At 61.4% G+C, this 18,658-nt stretch carries 15 protein-coding genes; 12 read left to right on the forward strand and 3 right to left on the reverse strand.

The genetic code is table 11. The annotated features are described in order from the left end of the window. Nucleotides 1-474: 474 nt before the first annotated feature. Nucleotides 475-2,802, forward strand: coding sequence for an EAL domain-containing protein (locus tag P3T17_RS36615; RefSeq protein ID WP_429411811.1), 2,328 nt, complete (start codon nucleotides 475-477; stop codon nucleotides 2,800-2,802). Here P3T17_RS36615 and P3T17_RS36620 read toward each other — a convergent pair whose 3' ends face one another. Next, nucleotides 2,803-3,849, reverse strand: coding sequence for a LacI family DNA-binding transcriptional regulator (locus P3T17_RS36620; protein ID WP_429411813.1), 1,047 nt, complete (start codon nucleotides 3,847-3,849; stop codon nucleotides 2,803-2,805). It abuts the gene before it with no gap. 191 nt (nucleotides 3,850-4,040) lie between these two features. Here P3T17_RS36620 and P3T17_RS36625 point away from each other — a divergent pair, with 191 nt between their 5' ends. The 10 genes from P3T17_RS36625 (at nucleotide 4,041) to P3T17_RS36670 (ending at nucleotide 16,520) form a co-directional block, all read left to right on the forward strand. Then, complete coding sequence (locus tag P3T17_RS36625; RefSeq protein ID WP_429411815.1) at nucleotides 4,041-5,210, forward strand: ABC transporter ATP-binding protein; 1,170 nt, start codon at nucleotides 4,041-4,043, stop codon at nucleotides 5,208-5,210. A 15-nt stretch (nucleotides 5,211-5,225) separates the two neighbouring features. Continuing rightward, nucleotides 5,226-7,214, forward strand: a complete 1,989-nt coding sequence (locus P3T17_RS36630; RefSeq protein WP_429411817.1) for a beta-galactosidase — start codon at nucleotides 5,226-5,228, stop codon at nucleotides 7,212-7,214. Between the two features lie 34 nt (nucleotides 7,215-7,248). Continuing rightward, the gene (locus tag P3T17_RS36635) at nucleotides 7,249-8,502 is read left to right on the forward strand and encodes an ABC transporter substrate-binding protein (RefSeq protein ID WP_429288648.1); all 1,254 of its coding nucleotides are present in this window, start codon (nucleotides 7,249-7,251) and stop codon (nucleotides 8,500-8,502) included. A 73-nt stretch (nucleotides 8,503-8,575) separates the two neighbouring features. Beyond that, nucleotides 8,576-9,538: a carbohydrate ABC transporter permease gene (locus P3T17_RS36640; RefSeq protein ID WP_074268179.1), complete on the forward strand. Its 963-nt coding sequence runs from the start codon at nucleotides 8,576-8,578 to the stop codon at nucleotides 9,536-9,538. Nucleotides 9,539-9,548: 10 nt separating this feature from the next. After that, entirely contained in the window at nucleotides 9,549-10,400 is an 852-nt protein-coding gene (locus P3T17_RS36645; protein ID WP_074268180.1) for a carbohydrate ABC transporter permease, read from the forward strand. Nucleotides 10,401-10,605: 205 nt separating this feature from the next. Continuing rightward, nucleotides 10,606-11,190 (forward strand): hypothetical protein, encoded by a 585-nt coding sequence (locus P3T17_RS36650; RefSeq protein WP_429411820.1) that lies wholly within the window; start codon nucleotides 10,606-10,608, stop codon nucleotides 11,188-11,190. A 306-nt stretch (nucleotides 11,191-11,496) separates the two neighbouring features. Next, the gene (locus P3T17_RS36655; RefSeq protein ID WP_429411822.1) at nucleotides 11,497-11,934 is read left to right on the forward strand and encodes a MarR family winged helix-turn-helix transcriptional regulator; all 438 of its coding nucleotides are present in this window, start codon (nucleotides 11,497-11,499) and stop codon (nucleotides 11,932-11,934) included. A 38-nt stretch (nucleotides 11,935-11,972) separates the two neighbouring features. After that, nucleotides 11,973-13,523: an efflux transporter outer membrane subunit gene (locus tag P3T17_RS36660; RefSeq protein ID WP_429411824.1), complete on the forward strand. Its 1,551-nt coding sequence runs from the start codon at nucleotides 11,973-11,975 to the stop codon at nucleotides 13,521-13,523. Nucleotides 13,524-13,567: 44 nt separating this feature from the next. Continuing rightward, a complete protein-coding gene (locus P3T17_RS36665) occupies nucleotides 13,568-14,857 on the forward strand; it encodes an HlyD family efflux transporter periplasmic adaptor subunit (protein ID WP_429411826.1) in 1,290 nt (429 codons plus the stop codon). Between the two features lie 103 nt (nucleotides 14,858-14,960). Further along, nucleotides 14,961-16,520, forward strand: a complete 1,560-nt coding sequence (locus P3T17_RS36670) for a DHA2 family efflux MFS transporter permease subunit (protein WP_429411828.1) — start codon at nucleotides 14,961-14,963, stop codon at nucleotides 16,518-16,520. A gap of 48 nt (nucleotides 16,521-16,568) precedes the next feature. Here P3T17_RS36670 and P3T17_RS36675 read toward each other — a convergent pair whose 3' ends face one another. Both P3T17_RS36675 and wrbA read right to left on the reverse strand, forming a co-directional pair. Continuing rightward, on the reverse strand, nucleotides 16,569-17,009 hold the full coding sequence (locus tag P3T17_RS36675; protein ID WP_429411830.1) for a hypothetical protein: 441 nt from the start codon (nucleotides 17,007-17,009) through the stop codon (nucleotides 16,569-16,571). A 270-nt stretch (nucleotides 17,010-17,279) separates the two neighbouring features. Next, nucleotides 17,280-17,882 carry an NAD(P)H:quinone oxidoreductase gene (gene wrbA / locus P3T17_RS36680; protein WP_429411832.1) on the reverse strand — a complete coding sequence of 201 codons (603 nt, stop codon included), beginning with the start codon at nucleotides 17,880-17,882 and terminating at the stop codon, nucleotides 17,280-17,282. Between the two features lie 232 nt (nucleotides 17,883-18,114). On the opposite strand from wrbA, the gene P3T17_RS36685 reads away from it, so the two are divergent. After that, nucleotides 18,115-18,642, forward strand: a complete 528-nt coding sequence (locus tag P3T17_RS36685; RefSeq protein ID WP_429411834.1) for a GNAT family N-acetyltransferase — start codon at nucleotides 18,115-18,117, stop codon at nucleotides 18,640-18,642. Nucleotides 18,643-18,658 lie beyond the last annotated feature (16 nt).

Raw genomic sequence — 18,658 nt, forward strand, 5'->3', positions numbered from 1 at the left:
GGTTGTTTTTACCTGTGCTGCGTGCTGTATGTTGATCGGCGCCTCTTTATCTGCAGTCTACTTAAGAGATAAATATTTCGCTACCACCGTCCGGCGTGAAGTTATATGGCCTTGCGCACACTGCGCATTAACAGAAGCAAACTTTGCGCGAATTTTTTTCCGATCCGTTACGCACGAAGGCGTACAGGGCGAGGACGAAAACGAACGACCTCGAATTGAAACGGTTTGGGTCCGTTGATCGACGCATAGGACTGTTGTGCGGTTGCATCATTGACGCACCTGCCGCGCCGCGAATAAGTGCTCTGCTAGCCGACGCTTTGCTTGCGGTAAGAGTGACCTGCGCGCCGCCCAGTGGCGTGGCTGGCGCGACGCCGCTCGCCGCGGAAATTTGTTTTTGATGAGGGCATTAATATTTGTCAGACATATGCCGTTAACCAGCGGCAGAGTGACGGAACCAGGCTGACTTCTATCAACATGCTCCCCATCCACGCGCAACACATGACCGATGCCCATTTGCGTGACCGCTTTCATCGACGTTCGCTTGACCAGCAGCGCCCGCTTTCGACGATCACGATGGCGTCTACGGTCGTGGCTGCCCTGTTGTTCGTGCTGGCACGCAGCCTCGTAGCCGGCCCCACCATTTCGATTTCTTACCGGCTCGCGTGTGTCGCGATGCTGGCGCTGCTGGTGGCGGGCGTGCGCAAGGCGCGCACCACCGGAATCTTCGGCGCTCTCGGGGTTGGGTTTACGCTGGTGCTGGTGATCCTGATCGCGCTGAACGTCGATGGCCTGAATGAGCCGTTACTGTGGGCGCTGCCTGCCTTGCTGGTGATTCCGATCTGCGCGGCGCCGCTCTGGCTCACGCCGACGCACTTCTTTGTCGGCACAGTCGTATTCTACGCAAGCGGTTTACCGCTGCTGTTCAGGCAAGGGTATACGCACGATGTGAACGTCGTGACGTTGCTATGGGTGGCGATCGGCGTGCCGACTGCGTCGGTGTTCCATTTCGGCTTCTACTGGTTCCGGCGCGATCACTTCCTGCTGGAGAACCGCCTTGCCGAGCTGGCTGCGACCGATCCGCTGACCGGCCTGCAAAACCGCCGTTCGTTCATGGAGCAGGCCGAGCGGCGCCTCTCTAAGCTCGCTGAAGGCGTCAAGGTCTGCGCGATTTTTGTCGACATCGACTATTTCAAGTCGTTGAACGACCAGTTCGGCCATGCTGCCGGCGACCAGACGCTTTATGAAGTCGCCCAGGTGCTGATGGATCAGACCATCGCACAGGACAGCGTGAGCCGTATCGGCGGGGAGGAGTTCGCGATCTTGCGGCGCGAGGGGCTGGCGTCCGCGCTTGAACTGGCTGAACGTTTGCGCGGCGCGGTCTCCCGTATCGCTCGCCCGGATGGTTACGTGACTGCAAGCTTCGGCGTGGCCGAGCATCGCACGGGAGAGAGCATCATGGCCTTGCTCGACCGCGCCGACGAAGCGCTGTTGCGCGCCAAACAGTCCGGCAGAAATCGCGTCTGTGCCGAGCGTGCGAGTCCGTTCGATCCGCTGCACCTGCTGTTTGCCGGCGACCCGGCCGACCCGTCGGGAAGCGCACGGCCCAGATGGGAAGACTACTACCTGACGTCGCACTTTCAGCCGCTCTATAGCTTGTCGCATCAGAAGCAGGTCGGCTTCGAGGCGCTGCTGCGCGGCGAGCAGAGCGATGGTTCACTGGTGCCCCCCGCGGTGCTGTTTGCGCCCCGGCCGCTCAGCGACGAAGGCGAGCTCGATCGCGCCAGCCACGTGGTGCACCTTGGCAACGCGCAACGACTGATACCCGACGAAGCGTGGATCTTTCTCAACATCCTGCCGGCCACTTTCGTCGCAGATGGGTATGCCGACCAGCTTGCCGCGATCGTGCGCTCGGCCGCACTCGAGCCGGAGAAGATCGTCCTCGAAATTCTCGAGTCGCATGGCGGCAGCGTCGACGAGATGTCGCGTGCCGCGGCGCGTTATCGTCAGCACGGCTTTCTGATTGCCGTGGACGACTTCGGCGCGGGTCAATCGAACCTGGACCGGCTGTTCCGCATCCGTCCGGACTTCGTCAAGCTGGACGGCGAGCTGATTCGCGCGACGATTCCGGACACCCAGCATTCGATCCTGCCCAAACTCGTTTCCTTGCTGCATCAGGCGGGCATGCTGGTGGTGGTCGAGGGTGTCGAGACGACCGAGGAACTGATTCTGGCCGTCGAGTCGAATGTCGATTTCGCGCAGGGTTATCTGCTGGGCCGGCCGGCTGCCAGAATCGCGCCGCCGGACGCGGTCAACCGGATGATCGACCGCTCGTTCGATGTGATTGCGCAGGGCCGCGCACATCTGCATGCGCTGTTCGAGAACAAGGTCGAGCCGTACCGGTTCGCTTTGCGCAGCGCCGCCGATGCATTGCTGAGCGGCATCGCCATGGAGGATGCGTTTGCCGATCTGTCGCAGCACGACCTCTGCATCAGCTGCTTCATCCTCGATGACCGGGGGCGTCAGATCGGACCCGAAGTGGCTGGCGTCGCGAGCACGAGCCTTGCCGGCACGTTGCAGCCGGTCTCCGATCCGCGCGATGCGCGCTGGGACCATCGCCCGTATTTCCGCAACGCGGTGCTGCTGCCGGGCGTGCCGGTAGCCAGTAATCCTTATCTGTCGCTCGCGAGCGGACGGCCGTGCGTCGCGGTGACGGTGGCGATCCAGTCGCCGCAAATGCGCTCGGTGGTCGGCACGGAACTCGACTGGTCCGCGCCGCATCTGCCCTGGCCGGCCAGCGAATAGTCAGGAACCCTGAGCGGTGCGAGGCGCGCGTGTCGAGCCGCGCACGACGAGCTTTGGCTCCGACGTGACACACATCCGCGGCGCGTCGCCGTTAGCCCGCACGCCGCGCGGCGATGCCTCGATCAGTTCACGCAGCAAGGACACCGCCAGTTCGGCCGCTTCGACAGTCGGCACGGCGATGGTGGTCAGCGCAGGCCGCGATTCCTGGGCGAGCCGGATGTCGGTGATGCCGACCACGGAGAGATCATGCGGCACCTGCAAACCGAGATCGGCGGCTGCATGCAGGGCACCGAGCGCGGGCAGGTCGTTGGTTGCGAGGATCGCGGTCAGACTGGGATCCGCTTCGAGCAATTCGCGGGTCGCACGATAGCCGCCCTGGGTCGTGTCCGGCGCGTAGCGCACGGGCGAATCCGCGACATCGAGACCGGCAGTGCGCAGCGCGTCGAGGAATCCTTCGTAACGTGCCGCATGGATGCCGGCCACCTTGCTGCCGACGATGGCGCCGATGCGCCGATGCCCCAGTTCGAGCAGATGCTGCCCAGCCAGTTGCCCGGCGAGCCTGAAATCGACCGCCACGCAGGGCAGGCCGGGCGGCTCGTTCGGACGTTCCCACATGCACAGCACGACCGGCGCGCCGCGCGCCTCGGTCTTGTGCAGATCGGCGAAGTCGAGATTCGCGTTCATGACCAGCACGCCTTCGGAGAGTGTGCCGGCGATCTGTTCCAGATACGCGCGGCCTGCCAGCGGATCTTCGTTCGTATTGCAGATGATCAGAAAGTGGCCGCTGCTGCGCGCCGCACGCTCGACCGCCAGCGCAAACTCGGGATAGAACGGGTTGGCGATGCTCGAGACCATCAATGCAATGGTTGGCGCACGGCCCTCGGCGAGTGCTCGTGCCGCGAGATGCGGCTGATAGCCGAGCGCTTCGACGGCATCGAGCACCCGTTGCCGGGTCTGCGCGCCGACCCGGCCGCGATTGCGCAGCACGTTCGACACCGTGGCGGGGGTGCAACCGGCGCGGCGTGCGACTTCGCTCAGTGTTGGCATGGTTGTTCAGTATGTGGGACTGTTTCTCAAAATTTGCGTCCGGCATGAAGGCACGGCACCATTAATCGCACAGACAGCAAGATTTCGGAGACGCTGCAGGCCATTGATCGCACGCGGTCAATTTTTTTCGGCCGAACAGATTAAGCGCTTAATCTCCGACTTCGAGCCGATTAAATCACGGAGACGGAGCAATGGCGAGCATTTCGTTAAGAGGCGTCCAAAAATCGTACGGTGACGGTGCACCCGTCATTCGCGATGTCGATCTCGAGATCGGCGAGAACGAGTTCTGCGTGTTTCTCGGCCCGTCCGGTTGCGGCAAGTCCACCTTGTTGCGCATGATCGCCGGTCTCGAGGACGTGAGCGATGGCGATCTCTTTATCGGCGGTCAGCTCGTCAACGCCGTGCCTTCGGCCCAGCGTGGCGTAGCGATGGTGTTCCAGAGCTACGCGCTGTTCCCGCATATGACCGTGTTCGAGAACATGGCCTTCGGCCTGAAACTCGCCAAAACGCCCAAGGACGAAATCGACCGCAAGGTGCGGGAAGCGGCGCGCGTCCTGCAACTCGAAGCGCTGCTGGACCGGCGTCCCAAGGCTTTGTCGGGTGGGCAGCGGCAGCGCGTGGCGATCGGCCGCGCCATCGTGCGCCAACCCGGCGTGTTTCTGTTCGACGAACCGCTCTCCAATCTCGATGCCACCTTGCGCGGTCAGACCCGCGTCGAAATCGCCCGGCTGCACAAGCAGTTTGCCAAGGCGAGCGTCGTCTACGTGACGCACGACCAGATCGAAGCCATGACGCTCGCCGACAAGATCGTGCTGCTGCACGCCGGCAAGGACACCGAGCGCTACGGCAGCATTGCCCAGATCGGCGCGCCGCTCGAGCTGTATCACCGTCCGAAGAGCCGCTTTGTGGCCGGCTTTATCGGTTCGCCCCGGATGAATTTTTTGCCGGGGAAGGTTGCCTCGATCGACGCCCGCGGCGTGAGCGTGAAGCTCGATGGCAGCGGCGAGACCGTGCGTGTGAGCGTCGACGGGGCAGCGCTTGGGGTCGGGCAGCCTGTGACGTTCGGCGTGCGGCCTGAGCATCTGGAAATGGTCGAAGGGGTTCAGGAAGCCCCTGCCGATACCACCCATGAATCTTCGTTGCTGACCCGCGCGGTCTCGCTCGTCGAGCAACTCGGTGAGCACAGCTATGTCCACCTTGAAGAAGGCGAGGGCATCGTATTGATCGCCAAGGCGCCTGGAGACACGCGTCTGAAGCAGGGCGATCAGGCTGCCTTCCGGGCGCCTGCACCGGTCTGTCATTTGTTCACCGAAGACGGCTTCGCCGTGGCTTCGCTCGAATCCGTCGAACACTACGCATAAAGGAAGGGCACTCGGATGCGCCTTGGAGTCTGTTACTACCCGGAACACTGGCCGGAGTCGATGTGGGAAGACGACGCCCGCCGCATGAAAGCGCTCGGCATCGAACAGGTTCGGATTGCTGAATTTGCCTGGAGCCGGATGGAGCCAACGCCTGGCGAATACGACTGGGCCTGGCTTGATCGCGCCGTCGACGTGCTCGGTGCGGCTGGCCTGCAAGTGGTGATGTGCACGCCGACCGCGACGCCGCCGAAGTGGCTGATCGACCGTCATCCAGACATTCTGCCGGTTGGCGTCGACGGCCGTCCGCGGGCCTTCGGTTCGCGTCGTCACTACGATTTCTCGTCGCCTTCGTATTTTGCTGCTTCAGAACGTATCTGCACCGCAGTGGCCGAACGTTACGGCAAGCATCCGGCCGTTGCGTACTGGCAGACCGATAACGAGTTCGGTTGCCATCAGACGGTGGTCAGCTATTCGCGGGCGGCGGTGCTGCGGTTTCGCGAGTGGCTGAAGGCGCGCTATCAGACGATCGATGCGCTGAACCGCGCGTGGGGCACGGTGTTCTGGAGCATGGAGTACCGCAGCTTCGACGAGATCGACGCGCCGGTGGCGACCGTCACCGAGGCGCATCCGTCGCACCGGCTCGACTACCGGCGCTTCGCATCGGATGAGGTCGCGCGCTACAACCGCATGCAGGTCGAGATCATCCGTGCGCATTCGCCAGGCCGGCCGGTCGCGCACAACTTCATGCAGTTGTTCACCGAATTCGATCACTACAAGGTCGCTGCCGATCTGGATGTCGCCACATGGGATAGCTATCCGCTCGGCGCGCTCGAAGAGCAGTGGTTTGCGCCCGAACTCAAGGCGAAATGGCTGCGCACCGGTCATCCGGATTTCGCATCGTTCAATCACGATGTCTATCGTGGCATGTCGAAGCTGCCGTTCTGGGTGATGGAGCAGCAGCCGGGGCCGGTCAACTGGGCGCACTGGAATCCGGCGCCGCTGCCTGGCATGGTGCGTCTGTGGAGCTGGGAGGCGTTTGCGCACGGGGCGGGCTGCGTGTCGTATTTCCGCTGGCGTCAGGCGCCGTTTGCCCAGGAGCAGATGCACGCGGGTTTGAATACGCCCGATAACCTGCTGGATCTTGGCGGCAGTGAGGCAGCCCAGGTGGCCAAGGAGATTCACAAGGTGCTGGCCGCGGACGCCGACGCGAATGCGAACGTGCGCTCGAAGGTCGCGCTCGTCTACGACTACGAGGCGAAGTGGTTGTTCGAAATTCATCCGCAGGGTGCGGACTTCCACTATCCGCGCTTTGCGTTCGAGTATTACTCGACACTGCGCGGATTGGGTCTCGATGTCGACGTGGTGCCGGTCGATGCGCCGCTCGATGGCTACAGGATGATTGTCGTGCCGCCGTTGCCGGTGGTGCCCGCGGACTTCGCGCAGCGTCTGGCCCGCTCGGGCGCACCGGTCGTGCTCGGGCCGCGCACCGGCTCGAAGACAGACGATCTGCAGATTCCCGCGGGGTTGCCGCCGGGGTCGCTGGCCTCGGTATTGCCGATGCGCGTGTGGCGCGTCGAGTCGCTGCGGCCCAATGTAGCTGAACCGGTCAGGCTCGCGGGTAGCGCAAGCCTCGATGACGGGGTAGGGCGGCATTGGCGCGATCTGATCGAAACGTCGGAGTCGGCCAGCGCGGCAGCGCTCGAGATTCGCGGCCGTTTCGCCGACGGTCATCCCGCGTATGTTCGGAGCGGTTCGATTCACTACCTGGCGAGCATCTTCGACGACGTCCTGACGACGCGACTGTTTGCAGGCGTCGCGCGGGAAGCAGGACTTGATGTGACGGCGCTCGGCGACGGTTTGCGTATCAGCCGGCGCGGTGGGTTGGCGTACGTGTTGAATTACGGCGAGCAGTCTCATACGCTCGCGGATGTCGCGGACGATGCATTTGTAATCGGCTCGCGTGAAATCGGGCCGCAGGGCGTGGCAGTTTATCGGACCAGTTAGAGCTTAAAACGACGTAAAAACCAAGGAGACAGGCATGCAATTCAAACTTCGGAAGGTTCTGGTTGCCGTCGCGCTGACGGCGGCCACCGCAGCGGCATCGATGGCCGGCAGCGCGCAGGCAGGCACGCTCGCGATCAACATCGCGTTCAAGGGCGCCAGTCAACGGGCGGTCTGGCAGCAGGTGATCGACGAGTTCAAGAAGGCCCATCCGGGCACGGACGTCAACGTGTCGTTTATCGATGAGGAAGCCTACAAGGTGCAATTGCCTGGCTGGCTGTCGACGGTCTCACCCGACATCGTCAACTGGCACGACGGTGAACGGATGGCGTATTACGCACAGCGCGGCCTGTTCGAGGACCTGAGCGGAGACTGGAGCAAGAACGGCTGGAACAATACCTACGCCTCGACGAAGGAAGCCTCGTCGTATAAGGGCAAGCAGTACGCGGCACCGACCGTCTACTACTCGTGGGGCATGTTCTATCGCAAGGATCTGTTCCAGAAGGTGGGGATCGCGAGCGAGCCGAAAACGTGGGACGAGTTTCTCGACGCCTGCAAGAAGTTGAAAGCGGCCGGGATTACGCCGATCGCCGTGGGTGGCCGCGATGCCTGGACGCTGGCCGGCTGGTTCGACTATCTGGATCTGCGCCTGAACGGCAACGCGTTCCATCAGAAGCTGATGGCCGGGGAAGTGCCGTACACCGATCCGCGCGTGAAGAAGGTGTACACGACGTGGAAGCAACTGATCGACGACGGCTACTTTATCGACAATTCGCTCTCCTACGATCTGGACGCGGCGCAGCCGTTCCTGTTCCAGGGCAAGGCCGCGATGATGCTGATGGGGACGTTCATCACCGGCGGTTTTCCGGCAAACGTGAAGCCGGAAATGGGCTACTTCCAGTTCCCGATCATCGATTCGAAGGTGCCGACCGCCGAGGATGGCCCGGTCGAGTCGCTGCATATTCCGTCGAAGGCGAAGAACAAGGCGGATGCGCATGCGTTCCTGGCCTTCGTCGAAACGCCGGAAATCGGCGCACAGCTTGCGACGGGGCTCGGGTCGTTGTCCGCGAACAGCAAGTCGCCGGAACCGGAAGATCCGATTTCGAAAATCGGCTTCCAGATTCTCGCCAACACGAAGGGCGGCATTGCGCAGTTCTACGATCGTGACATGACCAAGGAGATGGCCGACGAGGGCATGAAGGGGATGCAGCAGTTTATCTCCGATCCTTCGAAGCTCGACGACGTGCTGGCGCAGCTTGAGCAGACGCGGCAGCGCATCTACAAGAAGTAAGAGAAGTACGAGAAGTGAGCGTGGGCGGCTTCGCGCCGCCTGCGCTTGATCGAGATCGAGCAGGAGACTCGCCGTGGTTCACTCCGTCAGCCGTCAATCCATTACCGGCAATGCCGGGCCGGGAGCTTCGGGCTCCTCCGGCAGCGCCTTGCCGCGTGCGGCGAAGCAGCAGCGCGGTCCATCGCCTACGGCGCGCCGGCAACAGCGTGCGGCGTTTGTTTTCCTCGCGCCCGCTTGCGTGATGGTGGCGATCTATGTCATCTGGCCGATTCTCTCGACGATCCGCATCAGCTTTTTCAACTGGGATGGGATGACCGATCCCAGTTTCGTCGGGATAGCGAACTATCTGGAGCTGTTCCACACGCGCGCTTTCTACACCGCGCTAAAGAACAATCTGATCTGGTTATTGCTGTTTCTGCTGGCGCCGCCCATGGGGCTTGCTGTCGCGCTGTATCTGAACCAGGCTGTGGCCGGCATTCGCGTCGTCAAGTCACTGTTCTTTGCGCCATTCGTGCTTTCAGGCGTGGTGGTCGGGCTGATTTTCTCGTGGTTCTACGATCCCACCTTCGGCCTGCTCGCGCTGATACTCGGGCACGGCGTACCGGTGCTCGGCGATGCGCGTTATGCGACGCCGGGCATCATCTTCGCGGCGTTGTGGCCGCAAACTGCCTACTGCATGATCCTGTATCTGACGGGACTGACCTCGCTGAACAGCGAGCAGGTGGAGGCGGCTCGCATGGAAGGCGCTCAGGGCTGGTCGATGCTATGGCATGTGATCCTGCCGCAACTGCGGCCTACCACCTTCATGGCGATTGTGGTCACGGTGATCGGCGCGTTGCGCAGCTTCGACCTGATCTCGGTGATGACGGGCGGTGGGCCGTTCGAGAGCTCCACCGTGCTGGCGTATTACATGTACGACCAGGCAATCAAGTATTACCGGGTGGGGTATTCCGCGGCCGTCGCCGTGGTGTTGTTCGCGATCATGCTGGTCTATATCGTTTATCACCTGCGGCGGATGCTGCGCGCCGAGCAATAAGGAGCCCGATATGTATCCGATGCCGATCGACAAATGGCGGCCGACCTCACGGCGGCTATACAAGCTCTCGCTGCCGGTGGCGCTGCTGATCTGGCTGCTGCCGATGATCGCTGTACTGGTCACCTCGGTGCGCTCATCCGATGAGCTAAGCGAAGGCAACTATTGGGGCTGGCCGAAGCACTTTGCGATGTGGGACAACTATCGCGACGCGCTGACCACCTCGCCAATGCTGCATTACTTCTGGAACAGCGTGCTGATTACGGTGCCCGCGGTGGCTGGGTCTATCACGCTGGCGGCAATGGCGGGTTTTGCACTGGCTATCTACCGTTTTCGCGGCAACAGCACGTTGTTCGCCACTTTCGTGGCGGGCAATTTCGTGCCGGTGCAGGTGTTGATGATTCCGGTGCGGGATCTGTCCTTGAAGCTTGGGCTGTTCAATACAGTCGGCGCGTTGATCCTGTTTCATGTGTCGTTCCAGACGGGCTTTTGTGCGCTGTTCCTGCGCAATTTCATCAAGCAGTTGCCGTTTGAGCTGGTTGAGGCGGCGCGGATTGAAGGCGCCAACGAATGGACCGTGTTCTTCAGGATTGTCCTGCCGCTGATCCGCCCAGCGCTCGCGGCTCTCGCCATTCTCGTGTTCACGTTCGTGTGGAACGACTACTTCTGGGCGCTGTGTCTGACGCAGGGCGATGAGGCGGCGCCAATCACCGTCGGCGTGGCCGCGCTGAAGGGGCAGTGGACGACGGCGTGGAACCTGGTATCGGCGGGGTCGATTCTGGCGGCGTTGCCGTCCGTGGCGATGTTCTTTGCGATGCAAAAGCATTTCGTCGCGGGGCTGACGTTTGGCGCGACGAAAGGGTGATGGCCAAGGTAATGTGATGCGCTGAGTTCGAAGCGATGTTCCGTGTTCTCCTCCGAGAGGGTTGCCCGCTTATGCGGGCTTTTTTTTGCGCGACGCGGTGGGAACCTGTCCCGCGCTCGCTGTTGGCGTTAGCCATTTGGACGATATGGCTATGGATGAACGCGCTACATAGAATGGTCAGTTCTTCGAAAAAATTCAGGCAACGTTGCAACTCGAACTTCCGACCATCGATTCACCAACAGAAGTCGCCCACCGCTTTTCTGACATTGCCTATCGCGGAATCCAGTGGGACTTGAGTCATCTCGATCCGTTTGCGTTCAGGGTGGATCTCGGACTCGGTACTGACATTACGGTCCTCGTGCTCTACTCGTGCCATTGCTTCTCGCATAGCATCCAGTGGGATAAACGTCTGCGTGATGCGATACCTGCTCACGAGGTCTACTTCGATGGCAGGGAGCATCGGATTTTGAACCCGCAGCGATACGAACTCTCCCGCCGGTTCCTGCCGGACATGGTCTCCAATCTTTCTAACCGGCGGATCACGATCGCCAACGAGAAGATGCCGAACTTTGTCACTATCGAGAATGTGAATGCGGACGGAACGGCCTCGCTCTATGCTGTCTTTTTCGAGGTGAAAAAGGATAAGAGTCGCAGGTGTCGTCTTGTACTGCGCATACAGTCAGCATATCTGCTGGACAGCGGGCTGACGAACCGCCAGGCGAAAGGCGGGAAGATTGCGTTTGAGACGCTGTTACGCTCTACCTACCTCGGCAAGAGGGTTCGCGGCTAAGGATACAAAGACAAACGGCCACCTTTCGGTGGCCGCCGCATGCGGGGTTCTCTATCTGTCTTTCGACAAAACTCCCACTCCTGGTGGGACCCGGTTGCCCGGGCGGCGCTACGTTTTTCGCACCCGCTTGTACGTAGTTTACAGGTGTCCATGCTATCCGCGATGAGCTTTCTGGTCAAGGGAACTCGGCCTGCGGCGCAACGAGAATCGTCTGATACGGCGAGGGGGGCTCCTCCCCCCTAAAATCTCGCTTGACAGTATTTGACATGTCAGATAATATGCATTGCAACGATCACGGAGTCAGCGATGGATCACTACACGAAAGAACGGTTTCAGTCGGAGGAAAGCATCGGCTTTTTCATCAACAAGGCCCGCAACCTCCTGATCGCGGAGTTGGACAACGCGCTGAAGGACCTGGAGATCACCAGCCAGCAAATGGGCATTCTGCTGTCCATGCAGCGCGGCGTTGCGACCACGCCGTTCGAGTTGTCGAAGTTCCTCGGTATCGACACCGGCCTGATGACCCGAATGCTCGACAAGCTCGAGTCCAAAGGCCTGCTGGAGCGCTCGCGTAGCCTCGAAGACCGGCGGGTGGTCAACCTGACACTCACGAAGAAGGGCGGCGAAGTGGCGAGTCAGATTCCCGACATCGCACCAATGGTACTGAACCGGCGCCTCAAGAGCTTTACCAAAGAAGAGTACAAAGAGTTCGGCCGCTTGCTCAAGAAATTCCTTGAAAGCTGAGAGGCATTTTTTTACCCATATATCTGACAGGTCAGAGAATGAAGTCACAGTTAAATGGAAAGATCGTGGGTTTGCGGCTCGCGAAGGCCAGCGTAACCGTGATCTGCGCGGCGGTGCTGTCGGCGTGCGCCAACTATGCGGGTATCTCGAGCGACAAGCAGATGGCGCAGCCGCAGAGCTTCGCGACCCAGCAGAGCATCCCATCGGATCAGGGCCGCTGGCCGGCAACGGATTGGGCCGATCAGTTCGGCGACGCGCAACTCAAGGCACTGCTGGCCGAAGCACTGCAGGGTAGTCCGACACTCGCGCAGGCTCGCGCCCGTATCGCCGCTGCCGCGGCATATACCGAAACGGCGAAGTCGAGCACGCTGCCCAAGGTAGGCGCGAGCTACTCGTTCACTCGCGAGCAGTACTCGGGTACCGCGTTGATCCCGCCACCTTATGCCGGTAGCTGGCAATCGGAAAACGAGGGCTTGCTGACGGCTTCGTACGACCTCGATCTGTGGGGCAAGAATCGCGAGGCGCTCAAGGCTTCGATGTCGCAACTCCAGGCAAGCGAAGCGGATGCGGAGGTCGTCAAGCTGACCTTGACCTCGGCGATCGCGCGCAACTACAACCAGCTGGCCCGGCTGTACGCATTGCACGACATCGCGCAACAGGAGGTCGAGCAGCGCGAGCAGATCGACCGCATCACGGCGGGTCGCATTGCCAACGGACTGGATACCGAAGTCGAGCGCAAAACGGCGCAGGCCAATCTCGCCACCAGTCGCGCCGCGCTGGCCTCGTTCGACGGCAGCATCGTCACGACGCGCTATCAACTGGCTGCTTTACTCGGCGCAGGTCCCGATCGCGGCCTGTCGATTGCGAGGCCCACGCTCGGCATTGGCGATGAGGTACGTTTGCCCGATAACCTCCCGGCCGATCTCGTCAGCCGTCGCCCGGATCTGGTGGCGGCCCGCTGGCGCGTCGATGCGCTGACGCACGACGTCAAGGAAGCCAAGGCTGAGTTTTACCCCGACATCAACCTGAGCGCGGCTGTCGGTCTGGATGCGTTCGGCTTCGGCCGTTTCCTGACCGCAGCAAGCCGCACCGCCAACGCGGGGCCGGCGGTCCATCTGCCGATTTTCGACGGCGGCGAACTGCGCGCGCAACTGAAAGGGCGCTACGCCGATTTTGACGATGCCGTCGCGGGCTACAACCAGACGCTCGTTACGGCGCTCTCGGAAGTCGCCACGCAGCTCGCGCAGATCCGTTCCACCGACACCCAGCTCGGCGACGCCGAGGCTGCCCAGGACGCCGCGCGCAGCGCTTACCAGTTGGCGCTAACCCAATACCAGGCGGGGCTGACGAATCAGCTCACGGTGCTGAATGCCGACACCAATGCACTCGCTGCCGACGAGTCGGTCGCCAATCTGAAGATGAATCGCCGCGATCAGCAGATTGCGCTCGCGCAAGCGCTCGGCGGCGGTTACACGGAGGACGCCGGTGCCAGTGCAGAGGCCAACGCAGGCACTGGTGAACGGTCCAACACAAGCAGCCAGCCGGATGCATCAGCGGCTCGACCCAACCCTGTCGTCGCCGCACGCTAAGGCGCGTTTTGCGACACCTTCATTCTTTGCCTGGAGTCATTGAAATGAGCGATACAACCACTATCGAGCGCGCGCCGGCCCAAGCCGGACAACCCGAGCAGACCGGACAGCCCGAGCAGGCTGGCCAGGGTGACACGCAGAATCCCGGTAAGCGCAAGCTTATGCTGATACTGCTGGCCGCCACTGTCGCGGCGGCCGGCGCTGCCTACGGTGGGTACTACTACACGATTGGGCGCTTCGAGCAGTCTACCGACGACGCCTATGTAAGCGGCAATCTCGTGCAGTTGACCCCGCAGGTCAGCGGTACTGTGGTTGCCGTCAACGCGGACGACACGCAGATCGTCAAGCAGGGTGATCCGGTGGTCACGCTGGACGGCGCCGACGCAAGGGTCGCACTCCTGAACGCTGAAGCGACGCTCGGCCAGACCGTGCGGCAAGTCAGCGGTCTCTATGTGAACAACGACTTCTACGCGGCAAACATCGCCCAGCGCGAGTCGGACCTGGCGCGCGCGAATGACGATCTGAAGCGTCGTGAAGCCGTGGCCGGAACGGGGGCCGTGTCGGGAGAGGATATTTCGCATGCTCAGGACTCCGTCAGGTCCGCAGAGGCGTCGCTCGAGGCAGCGCGTCAGCAAGCCGAAGCAAATCACGCGCTGACCGACCGGACCACGATTGGCCAGCATCCGGATGTCCAGGCCGCGGCGTCGAAGGTGCGCAATGCTTACCTCGACTACGCACGCAATACCTTGCCCGCGCCGGTGACCGGCTATGTCGCGCGTCGCTCGGTTCAGGTCGGCCAACGTGTTGCCCCGGGCACACCGCTGATGGCGATCGTACCGCTCGACGGGGTGTGGGTTGATGCGAACTTCAAGGAAGGGCAACTGCGGCACATGCGCATCGGTCAACCCGTCACATTGACGGCTGATGTCTACGGATCGAATGTCCAGTATCACGGCAAGGTGGTGGGCTTTTCGGCCGGCACTGGCGCGGCCTTCGATGTATTGCCGGCGCAGAACGCCACCGGCAACTGGATCAAGGTCGTGCAGCGGCTGCCGGTGCGCGTACAACTGGACCAGCGCGAACTCGATGCGCATCCGTTGCGGATCGGTCTGTCGATGCAGGTCGAAGTGAATACACATGACGAGTCCGGCACCCAGTTGGCCGCTGCAGTCAACACGACGTACCGCACGGATGTATTCGCCCAGTACGGCGCGGCAGCCGAGGCCCAGATCGAGCAGATCATCGCCCAGAACATACCGCTCAGCCAGGGCGCATCGAAGGGTGCTCCGCAGAAGATCGCCGTACGTCACGCGACATCGCGGAACGCCGGTTGACCTTCAACAGCCCACGCAGACGCCAATTTTTTTGCCGTATTAGCTGACAGGTCAGATAGACGTGCACGCTTTCTGACCGTCGATCCTTCCGACGGGTGATGAAATGAATCAATCGACCAATCCCGCTGCACTCGCGCCGCTCTCCGGCGGCAAGCTCGTGCTGGCGACTCTCGCCGTGGCGCTGGCCACTTTCATGAACGTGCTGGACTCGTCGATCGCGAACGTCGCGATTCCGACCATCGCCGGTAACCTCGGCGTATCGGTGGACGAGGGCACCTGGGTGATCACGCTGTTCTCGGCCGCCAACGCGATCTCGATTCCGCTCACCGGGTGGCTGACGCAGCGGGTCGGACAGATCAAACTGTTTGTCTGGGCGATCCTGCTGTTTGTGGTGTCGTCGTGGCTGTGCGGCCTCGCGCCGAACCTGCCGGTGCTGCTTGCAGCGCGGATCGTGCAGGGCGCGGTGGCCGGTCCGCTGATCCCGCTGTCGCAAGCGATTCTGCTCGGCTCCTATCCAAAGGAAAGGAGCTCGCTTGCGTTGGCGCTGTGGGCGATGACTGCGACTGTCGGTCCGATTGCCGGCCCGGTGTTAGGAGGCTGGATCACCGACAGCTATTCATGGTCATGGATCTTCTATATCAACATTCCTGTAGGCATCTTTGCCGCGGCGGTGACGTGGGCCATCTATCGCGAGCGCGAAACGCCGACCAAACGTCTGCCCATCGACAAGGTAGGTCTGCTGTCGCTGATCGCCTGGGTGGGCTCGCTGCAGGTGATGCTCGACAAAGGCAAGGATCTCGACTGGTTCAACTCGCCGGTCATCGTCGCGCTAACGGTGTTCGCGTTGATCAGTTTCGCTTTCTTTCTGATCTGGGAGTTGACGGAGAAAAATCCGATCGTCAACCTGCGGTTGTTCGCAGGACGAAATTTTCTTGGCGGAACCGCGGCGATTTCGGTGGCGTATGCCGTGTTTTTCTCGAACCTCGTGCTGTTGCCGCAATGGATGCAAGAGTATCTGAACTACCGCGCCGTCGATGCGGGTCTCGTCATGGCGCCACTCGGCATCTTCGCCGTGCTGCTCTCGCCGGTCATCGCGAAGCTCCTGCCGCGTTCCGATGCCCGCGTGCTTGCGACCCTGGCGTTCCTCGGTTTTGCGGCCGTGTTCTTCATGCGCTCGGGTTATACGACGGGCGTCGATACTCGCACGCTCGTGCTTCCGACTTTGCTGCAGGGCTTCCCGACCGGCTTTTTCTTTGTGCCGTTGACCGCGATCATTCTCTCGGGACTAACTGCCGAGAAGATTCCCTCTGCGGCTGGTCTGTCGAATTTCGTGCGCGTGTTTGCCGGCGCCGTAGGGACTTCGCTAGCGAGCACAGGCTGGAACAATCGCCAGATCCTGCATCACGCTCGCCTCGCGGAACAATCGAGCGTCGACAACCCAACCTTTGTTTCCGGGCTCGATGCAGTGCAAACGACACTCGGCGGTGGTTCGCATCAGGCGCTCGCATTCTTCGAACGTTCGCTCGACGCGCAGGCGGCCATGCTTGGCCTCAATGACATCTTCTGGCTCTCAGCGGTGATCTTTATCGCCATCATTCCGCTGATCTGGTTGACGAAACCGGGTAAGGGTAGTGCGGATGCAGCGGCTGCCGCTGCGCACTAAGCAGTCCCGATCGTGCTGCCGCGGCGCGTGGTACTACGCGCCGCTCGCTCAATGGCTTTTTATATACCAGGTCGCATAGCTGACGACGAGCGCGACCTTGCACACGCATTCGACTAACGAGAGCGTGAACAGCTCGTGCGAGATCGTGTATTCGAACGGTAGCGTAGAGGCGACCGCGAACACGCTCGATGCGCAGAGGAAAACAAACAGGGTGCGTGCATACCGAACCCCGAAAAATGCCGCGGCACCGACTGCCAGTAGCAGGCATTTGGCGAGCATCAGCGCGAGGAAGCGCGTGAGGCCATCAGTGGGGTTCAGTTCCCAGGGTGTTTCGACGATCGACCATACACACACCAATGCGATGCAAACCGGCATCGCGCGTCGCGCGAGCGGGGCGGCCTGTGCATGCGACGCCGCTACGTGTTGCTCGTGTGCGGCGTCAATGTGCGCGCGGCGCATGTGACCGTCCCATGTATCTTCAACGTTCATGAGTTTCTCCGTCAACGGACCGTGCTGTTTACGCAGTCTGCTTGATATAAGACGGCAACCCAAATTAAATTTTGTTAAAACCCCCAATTTTATGGAGGTTTTTTTGTTTTGGGCTTATGCCGCGGTCTCAGGTGAACGTTCTGTGTCAGCGCGGTGACACAACGAAGCACTCATTTAGTGTGACTAGTCGGCGCGCGCGTTGCTCACGTGTCGCGCGCCGCGTTGGCATTCACGGCCCTCTGCATTCAGTCCGCGCTCGCGCCAGTGCGCTTAACTAGCCAACTTCGCCGCGATTCCGGCAACGTGTTTTCCCTGGTAGCGCGCGATTTCCAGTTCGTTCTGCGTTGGGTGGCGGCTACCGTCTGCACCTGCCATCGTTGTCGCGCCATAAGGTGTGCCGCCCGTGATCTCGTCCATTTTCACGAGTCCTGCACATGCGTACGGCACGCCCACGACCACCATGCCGTGGTGCATCAACGTGTTATGGAACGAGGTGATGGTGGTCTCCTGGCCGCCGTGCTGCGTGCCGGTCGAAGCAAACACGCTGCCCACCTTGCCGACCAGCGCTCCTTTCATCCACAGGCCGCCGGTTTGATCGAGGAACGTCCGCATCTGGCCGGCCATATTGCCGAAGCGCGTCGGCGTGCCGAAGATAATGGCGTCGAAATTCGCCAGATCGTCGGGCTTGGCTACAGGCGCCTTCTGGTCGAGCTTGACGCCGTGAGCCGCCGCCTGATCGGCCGGAATGGTTTCGGGCACGCGCATGACCGTGACCTCGGTGCCTGGCACCGAGCGGGCGCCTTCGGCCACCGCTTCCGACATGGTTTCAATGTGGCCATACATCGAGTAGTAGAGAACCAATACTTTCGCCATGATGTCTCCTGGGGTGAGCGGCCGCGCCTGACGGGAAGTGATGCGTTTGAACGGCCTGCGCATCTAACAGTAGCACCGCTTTTGCGCGCGTGGGCGTAACTTGTGTATGCGTGGAGCGCCTGGCCGGCGTTGTCGTTGGGTAACTGATCTGCAGTGAACCCGGGTTTTGGAGTGTGCGACACTGCCTTCTGTTAGTCATCTGTAGCGTACGCATATGCTGGATCCGTTTGCCATGAGTTATCGTTTTGCTGCGCCCGATGAGGCAGAGGTGGTGCGGGCGATCGAGTACGAAGCCGCGCAGCGCTTTGCTACGGTCGGCTTGACCGGCATTGCGGACGCCCGGCCGATGAACGTCGACTTTGTGCGCCGGAAGATCGAGGCGTCAGAAATCATCGTAGCGGTGAACGATACGGGGAACTGTGTCGCTTTTGTGATGTTCGCGCGATTGGCGAAGCGTTTCTATATCGAGGAACTCGATGTTCTGACCACATGGTCGGGGCGGCGCATCGGGGCCAGGCTGATCGACGAGGTGGCCGTACTCGCCCGTCGCGCGGGTGTGCCGCAGCTGGTGCTATCGACGTTTCGCGATGTGCCGTGGAATGCGCCGTACTACCGGCGACTGGGTTTTAGCATGATCGAAAGCGAGCGCCTCGACGCGAAATTGCGGGCAATCCGCGCCGCGCACGTGGCGCGCGGGCTCGACGAAACAAAGCGGGTTTTTATGTACCGCGATGTGACTGCGGTGGACGCAACCGGGTAACACATTCCGGTTGCGT

Origin of the sequence: Paraburkholderia sp. GAS82 (assembly GCF_050436285.1) — a bacterium.
Lineage (GTDB): Bacteria > Pseudomonadota > Gammaproteobacteria > Burkholderiales > Burkholderiaceae > Paraburkholderia > Paraburkholderia phenazinium_B.

What these genes read in the sequence shown, in the direction of transcription:
- P3T17_RS36615 (WP_429411811.1), top strand. Translation starts at nt 475, where the DNA reads ATGCTCCCCATCCACGCGCAACACATGACCGATGCCCATTTGCGTGAC.
- P3T17_RS36620 (WP_429411813.1), bottom strand. Translation starts at nt 3,849, where the DNA reads ATGCCAACACTGAGCGAAGTCGCACGCCGCGCCGGTTGCACCCCCGCC.
- P3T17_RS36625 (WP_429411815.1), top strand. Translation starts at nt 4,041, where the DNA reads ATGGCGAGCATTTCGTTAAGAGGCGTCCAAAAATCGTACGGTGACGGT.
- P3T17_RS36630 (WP_429411817.1), top strand. Translation starts at nt 5,226, where the DNA reads ATGCGCCTTGGAGTCTGTTACTACCCGGAACACTGGCCGGAGTCGATG.
- P3T17_RS36635 (WP_429288648.1), top strand. Translation starts at nt 7,249, where the DNA reads ATGCAATTCAAACTTCGGAAGGTTCTGGTTGCCGTCGCGCTGACGGCG.
- P3T17_RS36645 (WP_074268180.1), top strand. Translation starts at nt 9,549, where the DNA reads ATGTATCCGATGCCGATCGACAAATGGCGGCCGACCTCACGGCGGCTA.
- P3T17_RS36655 (WP_429411822.1), top strand. Translation starts at nt 11,497, where the DNA reads ATGGATCACTACACGAAAGAACGGTTTCAGTCGGAGGAAAGCATCGGC.
- P3T17_RS36660 (WP_429411824.1), top strand. Translation starts at nt 11,973, where the DNA reads ATGAAGTCACAGTTAAATGGAAAGATCGTGGGTTTGCGGCTCGCGAAG.
- P3T17_RS36665 (WP_429411826.1), top strand. Translation starts at nt 13,568, where the DNA reads ATGAGCGATACAACCACTATCGAGCGCGCGCCGGCCCAAGCCGGACAA.
- P3T17_RS36670 (WP_429411828.1), top strand. Translation starts at nt 14,961, where the DNA reads ATGAATCAATCGACCAATCCCGCTGCACTCGCGCCGCTCTCCGGCGGC.
- P3T17_RS36675 (WP_429411830.1), bottom strand. Translation starts at nt 17,009, where the DNA reads ATGAACGTTGAAGATACATGGGACGGTCACATGCGCCGCGCGCACATT.
- wrbA (WP_429411832.1), bottom strand. Translation starts at nt 17,882, where the DNA reads ATGGCGAAAGTATTGGTTCTCTACTACTCGATGTATGGCCACATTGAA.
- P3T17_RS36685 (WP_429411834.1), top strand. Translation starts at nt 18,115, where the DNA reads ATGAGTTATCGTTTTGCTGCGCCCGATGAGGCAGAGGTGGTGCGGGCG.